We start from the raw sequence: 7,746 nt of genomic DNA, 5'->3' as shown, positions 1-7,746 counted from the left end.
CTGCAATCTCAACGGGCAGTCTCAACGTGGCAGGATCCTGCCATTGCCGCCAGTAAACTGGAACTAAAAGCGCTCGAAACACAGCTGCGTGACCTGATCGATAAGCGCAACACGCGCATTCAAATCCTCGATGATTTCAACGATCTGTATCATCTTCGCCTTGGGCCGCTGATGAGCCGGATCCTCGAGTTGCGTAAACAGCTCGCCGCCAGCGCCCAGCGCAAACAGGAAGCGGAGCGAAAACGCCGGGAACAAGACTATCAATCCTGCCAGCACTATATTTCCCAGGCTGTTGATCAACTGGCCAGGCTTAAGCAGCTCTGGATGAACCAGAATTCAGATTCGCGCGAATCGGTGGAAACACGTCAACGAATTCAGCAACAAACGGAGCTTATTACCGCCCTGCTGGCGGAGATTCGTGAGCTGGAAAACGACTTTTCTCGCCAGGACGACAGCGCAGCCCGTCAGGCACAGGAAGAAGCCAGCCATGAATATGATGAATATCAGGAGCAGCAGCAGGATGCGCAACATCGTTTTAGCCGTGACCAACGACTTTCTTCTGAAGAGCGTAATGAGTTAAAACGCCTGTGGCGTCAGGCCAGCCGTCTTTGTCATCCGGACGTGGTGGCGGACGATCTGAAAGAGAAAGCGCATCAGATGATGGTGCAGCTTAACCAGGCGCGCCAAAATGCCGACCTTGCTGCCGTTCGGGCGCTACTGACTCAATTGCAAAGCGGCCTCGAACCGATGATGGCGAGTGACCGATTGAACGATCTGCAGCATTTACGCAGCAAAATACAGCAGCTCAGAGAACAAATTAACGCTCTGCTCAAAGAGATTACCGAACTGGAAGCTGAGAACGCCTGGCGCCTTGCCACCTCCGTGACGGATAAAGAGGCTTACTTCTCCGATCAACAACGGGCGCTTACGGAAATCCGCAATACGCTGGAACAACAGGTGCAACAGGTTGAGCAGGAGCTGTTGGCGGGGTAAGCGCTATCAGCGATAGCAAGCAGAAAATACAACATCTTCAAGGGAGGTTTGAAGATTAAGCACCAAATGATAAAAATAGCACAAAATGCTTATCCATTAAGATAAGTCAGAGTTATCAACTTAAATACTCGAATTTTAGGTCGATAACTGCAAATAAGACAATATTTCTCTCTCCCACCGCTCTCCCTCTCTCTTTATCCTGGCCTTGATTAAGAATTCTCCTACCTGCCAATAGTCCCATTAAGAAGAATGGTTATCTGTTTGAAATATAAGATTTTTCATATAAATCCCCTCCAGTACAAATAGGAATACCCTGTCTTTATAGAAATGGCTGAAACATTATTCGCGTGATCCATAAGCGAAATCTATCAATCATTTACTCAGAGCTGAAATAAACGATTTATCTTAAATTTTAACAAAGTGTAATATCTACTTTAAGAATAGTTAATGATTCAAATTAATACAGAAAATATCTGTTGAATCTGCAATAAATAAGGATGCGTTCACACCAAAGAACGTCATACGAGATTTAATTAACATTTCATGCGTCGCAAGAAACTCTTTTTTTAGACTAAAAAAAGAGGCGACCGCCTGCACCAAAATTTCAAGGAGATCGTTATGTCTAAGGCTATTTTTTTGGGTGAATCAATTTATCCCTGGCTAGGCATGCGTGAAATCCTACGTGGTTCATCATTATATATTGATATCGCGTACTACTCCTCTCAGACGCTTTCTGCCGTCAACATAATCCCTTATGAAATGGATTGCATCATTATTAATCCTGACAACTCAGATTTTTTAAAATATGCCAGGATTATCCGCAACATGGCTTTACGCCCTGCCACAAAAATTATTGTTTTGGCAGATGAAGCTACTTTTTCTATTTTTCAAACCGTTTGCGGGAGGAACATGCTGTTCCTCGATCAAGACGCCAGCCTTGATCGGTTACTGCATGCCGTGACGTGCATATCACAAAACAAAAAACCAATTAATATCAAAGAAATAAATAACAAAATCACAGCAAACGAATTTAACGTAATGATGATGCTTGCCCGGGGTTGGTCATTGACTCAAATCGCTGGGGCATCACAAAAAAGTGAAAAAACCATCGGTGCGTACAAAAGCAACATTGCCAGAAAACTCGGGAAAAATAACTCCCGACTCAAGTACACCATTTCTCACTATAGCCAGCCGTAACTGACTTATTTAAGGACAATTATCACGGTTATTATTTAAAAGATTTTCTTTCGGCTCACTTTTTAATTCCGCATCGCACGGAAGGGAATCCTATTTCCAAAAATCTATTACCGGGTAGCACATCCGCGTGCCAACCATAGCCAACAACTCAATGTATTAACAATACACATAACAGGAATGTAGACGAGGGTTATATATGAACAAAGTTTACAGCATTATTTGGAACGCGGCGCTCGGTATCTGGGTGGTCGTTTCCGAATTAACCAAAGGAAAGAAAAAAAGCAGCTCACGTAAAACTGTCGCCGTACTGGCGGCCGGCGCATTAAGCGCTGCTTCAATGCAAGCTTCAGCAACTCCGATCATCGACATCGGTGAACATAATATTTTCGCCGACTACCAGACAGGTATTTCTGTTGGGGATTATGAGGGTGTCCACGACTACGGATTCTTATATGAAGATATCACTGCTGGTCAGGCGCTCAATATCAGCGGCGCGATCCCAACCATCAGTCCGGGTCAAAGTGGCGTTGTTGAATCAACGACCATCAGAGAGCTACTGCAAACCGGCAAAATCACCCTGCAGGCCACCAGCCCTGACCAGGGCGTAAAAACGATTACTACCGCCGAGGAGCTGGCGGAATACCTGACTTATAACCAATCATCAACGCCTTCGCAGAGCACAGAATTTGAGATTAACGACCCGGCGTTCCCCGGCGAAAAAACAACCATTAAAGTCTTTGATACCAACGCGTTAAGTAACTTTCTTACCGAATCACAGATTGGCGATTCGGCATTAAACACTTACGATCCGACGCAGTCTAAAATCTACAAACAATTTGGCATCGCGCTGGCGACAAACGGCTCCACGGCCAACCTGAATTTGGGCGACGACACGCTCAATGTACGCGCCAAAGCCAATACCATCGAATTACTGGCCAAAGACTCCTCCTTACTGGAGGCTCAGGACGCGGGTAGCCAGGTTTACTGGCAATCCGATAACTTTATAAAATTTAACGCCGCCCCGGTTATTCCTGAAAAAACCTTCGCCGGCTCAGCGCAAACCTCCGTGTTTGGCGATGATGTCACGCTCATGACCTACGGCTATGATACGGACGGCAAAGTCGTCGAAACGGGTGAGCGCACATTTAACATCACCAACACGCAGGAGTTGGCCGAATTTAACGACTGGCTGTTGGGCAATAGCAGCGACGCGGCGGAAAACCCGGAAGGCGAAAAAGTCAGCCAAATCCAACTGTGGCTGGAAGCGAATGAAGTCACTACCGTCACCGCAGCACAAACGAAGTATGCCGAGCTGATTGATGGTCTGATCAATTCCAGCAAGCCCTCAGACGTGCTCAGTTGGGATTACGACGTCTGGACAGACGGCTTATCGCATGCCAATAACGCGACCGCTGACCGCGGTGAGCTGCATGCTATTTACGCCAACGGCGCAGGCACCTCCGGCACCCTGAACAAAGATGCGATTCTTGCCGTTGACGGCAGTATTAATGGCGTCATGAAAGCCGTTGATGGCGGAGTTATCACAAACTTTGGCGAACTGAACGCATTACGAACGTCTACCGGGCAGAGCCTGGCGATTGGCATGCTGGCAAAAGACGCGACGGCAACCAACAACGGGATGATCAACTCCGGGCTGTTTATCGATAAAGACGGCAACCAAAACGTCAACAGCTATGGCGCATTTGGTATGCAAGGTCAAGGCACCAGTCAGATCGCTAACAACGGCATCATCAACCAGGCGATCACCACCGATAACTTTGGTACCGCTTCGGCAGCCGATCCCTGGAGCAAAGACGTCCCCGCATCTTCGCTGACGCTGGCGATTGGTATGCAATTGTCTGACGATGCGCAAGGGGTCAACAATGGCGAGATTAACGTCGTAGACGGACGTAAAAGCGGTACATCCTTTGCCAGCGGCACCGCTTATGGCGTAGAAGTCGCCGGGAATGCCACCTTTACCAACGCTCAGAATGCCTCTATTTATCTTGGTCGCGACGCAAGCGATCCGGCTAAAGATGTCACCATGGCAGGCGGTTCCAGCCTGAGCGCCGGTATTATGATCAAGAGCGCCAAAGAGGTGATTAACAACGGCCTTATCACGCTGGGAACCGGCGTCCGTAACGCCGCAGGGATTTTGGTCGGAAATGCCACGGGCAACGTCCTCAATACCGGCAATATCGTGATCAATGGCGGTTCTAAAGGGGGCAGCAGTAAAAACTACGGCATCTCCGTACACGACAGCGGCGCAGAAAATAATCAGGAAATCCGTAACGACGGCAAGATTAACGTGAATGGCACCAACAACGTAGGGATCCACGTTAGCGCCAATAACAAAAATGCCGAAGTCACCACCAGCGCTGCAGGCTCTATCGTGGTGGACGGTGAAGGCGGCGTCGGTAACCGTAACTACGCCATCTGGGCGGAAGGTGGCGCCAACGGTCAGGCAGTGGTCAACGTCTATTCCAATATTACGCTGGATAAAGCCGGTAACATCGGCGTCCACGTGCGTGATAATGCCATCGCTAACGTTGACAGCTTAAGTAGCCCCTCATTTAACAGCACCGATCAGATTGGTTATTACCTGTATGGTAAGGGCGCTACCGCCAATATTGGTCAGGCGGTGATGAATGACAACGGTCAGGATCGCACCACCATTTTCCGTATCGCCAATGGCGCATTGCTGGCCGGTAATACCACTAACCCGAAAGATCAGTCCACCTCCAACCTGGATTTGACTCTCAGCGGTAACAATTCCGTGGGCGTTCTCGCCACTGGCGCAGGCAGTAGCGTAGATACCGGTGAAGCAACGTTTACCGTTAAGGGCACTGACTCTGCGGCGCTGGTTATCGAAGGCGGCGCGAAAGGGACCATCAGCGATAAAACCACCATCAATTTAACCGGTGAAAGAACCGTTGCCGGGGTTGTGGATGGTCAGGCGCATCAGTTGAATGGTAATACGCAGGGCAATGCCACGAGCACGACCCTCACCTCAAACGCGAAGATCACCTCTGAAGCCAGCGGCAACAAGGTAATCGCCTATGTGGCGAGGAATCTGGGCAACCTGATCCTCGATACCAAATCGATTATTGATCTGGCCAGCGTCGACAGCATCGGTGTCGATGTTCAAAAAGGCGGTAGCTTAACCAATAACTCCTCCCTCGCCCTGCATGTCAGCAACGGCATCGGCGTACGCGCCTCAGGCTCCAGCGCGCAGATTAATAAGCTGGGCAAAATTCAGGTTGATGATGGCACCGCTGGCGTTCTGTTGACCCAAGGGGCAAGCCTGCTGATTAACGGTATGACTGGCGACAGCATTACCACCGATGGCTCCGCTGACGGCATTCGCCTGGCCGAAGGCGCTGGCGCTCTGGCCGCGCAAAGCGTGATGATCCGCGCTGATGGTACCGGTGCCGGTATTCAAAACGATGCCAACAACACCAATATCACGCTGCGTGATGTCACCATCGACTCCAACGATGGCCCAGGGATCCGCACCAGCGTGGCGCTGACCATGAACGATGGGCTGAACAATATCCTCAACGTCAACGGTAAAGGTACCGGCTTCGCCTTTGAACAACGTAATGGCGACGCGGTGACGGGTAATCTAACCATCGGCAAAGGCTATACCATTGAGGTACTCAACAGCGAAGGCAGCGGTATCCGCGCCAATACGGACGGTCGTATCACCACCAATGCCGACATCAACGTGCATGACAGCGCAGGTGGTTCTGCAATCATCGCGAAAAACGTTAGCGCATTGACCAACAGCGGCAAGATTATCTCTGCCAGCACCACCTCACCAGTAATAGACGCCAGCGGCGACAGCAGTAAAGCCATTACCAACACGGGAACCCTGCAGGCCATCAACGACTCGGCCGTGGCAGTTCAGTCTGGTAAAGGCAATGACACCATCGATATCAGCGGCGGTGTGACCAGCGGCGTAATCAACACCGGTGAAGGTACGGATACCTTCAACTGGCGTAGCGGCTCTTATGCTGGCGAAGTGAATTTCGCGGGTACTGGCGGTAACAATAAAGCCAACATTGGCAATGTGACGCTGGATAAAACGCGCCACATCCTTACCGCAGCGGGAACGGGCAACGCCCTCACCTTCACTGATACAAAAGGTGCGAAGATTGGTACGCTGGCTAGCGACAACCTGAATACCGGTACCAACATTGGCACTGGCTGGGATTCACTGACCATCAGCGGGTCAAATGCAGATGTACGCATCGTTGAAAACCTGAATCTGGCGAGCGAAACCCTTGCTGTAAACAATGGCGCCACGCTGCGTACCGGCGACCACGTCGAACCAACCAGCACTGCCGCAAGCATTGGCGATTACAATGTCACCACCCAGGGCGCAGACAGCAAGGTTATCTTCGATACTCAGGGGGATACCTCAACAGCACAGATCTATCGCGGCATCATCAGCGGCGACGGGAAATTTGAACGTGCGGCGGGCGGTACCACGGTATTTACCGCCAACAATAGCTACACCGGCTCTACCACCATTGATCAAACCGGTACGCTGCAGTTAGGTGACGGTGGAAATGAAGGCGAAGTGAGCGCCGTCTCTGACATCATCGACAACGGCGTATTGGCGATTAATCGCGCCAACACCGTGCTGCTCAACGGTGTGATCTCCGGTATCGGCGCGCTACAGCAAATCGGCGGCGGCATTACCCGTCTGAACGGTAACAATACCTATACCGGCAACACCACCGTTACCAACGGCACGTTGCTGGTGAATGGCGATCAAAGCGCGGCGCGCGGCGTCACCACCGTCAGCGGTACGTCCACACTTGGCGGTAAGGGCATTATCGGCGGCAACGTGCTGATGAACGATGCCACAACCATCAGCGCCGGTGACGGCGGTGCGGGTACGCTATCTGTTAACGGTAATCTGCAGCTTGGCAGCAAAACGACCTCCGCTTTCGAACTGGGGCAGGCCTTTACGCCAGGCGGTGCGCTAAACGATCTGGTGAACGTGGCAGGCGATCTGCAACTGGACGGGACCCTGGATGTTACCACTTCGCAAGGCGGTAACTTCGGACCGGGCGTGTACCGTATCTATAATTACGGCGGTACGCTGGATAACCAGACGCTGGAGCTGGGCGCAATACCGGACAGTCAGGATAAGAGCAATATTTTTGTCCAGACCTCTATCGACAAACAGGTCAACCTGGTGAACGCCAACGGCGTTACCCTGCAATTCTGGGACGGGGCGACGGTAAGTCAGAGCCACGGCGCGTCGGGCATTGAGGGCGACAGCAAAATTGACGGTGGCGATGGCAAATGGATGGCGATCGGCAGTCAGGGTGATAACAACTGGACCACGGCAACGGGCGAAGGTAACGCACCTTGGGCGCAGAAGTCCTTTGCCGTCTTCACCACCAAAGGTGGCACCGTTACCGTGGATAACGCCGCAGGAGAAGTTAACTTCTCCGGGGCACAGTTTGACGCCGATGGCTATGTCGTTAAAGGCGACGCACTTAACGCTTATGCCACCACGGAAAACGCGACCCACGCCGG

Annotated in this window: 3 protein-coding genes; all 3 read left to right on the top strand. The window is 51.1% G+C overall.

Going from position 1 to position 7,746, the window contains the following annotated elements:
• A partial coding sequence (locus FDW87_RS04230; RefSeq protein WP_252362994.1) for a DnaJ family molecular chaperone occupies nt 1-993 on the top strand: 993 nt, incomplete at its 5' end.
• A 618-nt stretch (nt 994-1,611) separates the two neighbouring features.
• The gene (locus FDW87_RS04225; protein WP_049040880.1) at nt 1,612-2,190 is read left to right on the top strand and encodes a LuxR C-terminal-related transcriptional regulator; all 579 of its coding nucleotides are present in this window, start codon (nt 1,612-1,614) and stop codon (nt 2,188-2,190) included.
• 196 nt (nt 2,191-2,386) lie between these two features.
• The coding region (locus FDW87_RS21730) for an ESPR-type extended signal peptide-containing protein (protein ID WP_256372287.1) at nt 2,387-7,746 on the top strand (5,360 nt) is incomplete at its 3' end.

Origin of the sequence: Citrobacter sp. wls826, assembly GCF_005281245.1 — a bacterium.
GTDB classification, from domain to species: Bacteria; Pseudomonadota; Gammaproteobacteria; order Enterobacterales; family Enterobacteriaceae; genus Citrobacter; species Citrobacter braakii.
The sequence above is the reverse complement of the archived record's forward strand: the minus strand, read 5'-3'. Positions and strand labels throughout refer to the sequence as shown.

Coding starts and splice junctions, on each gene's coding strand:
- FDW87_RS04225 (WP_049040880.1), top strand. CDS start 1,612: ATGTCTAAGGCTATTTTTTTGGGTGAATCAATTTATCCCTGGCTAGGC.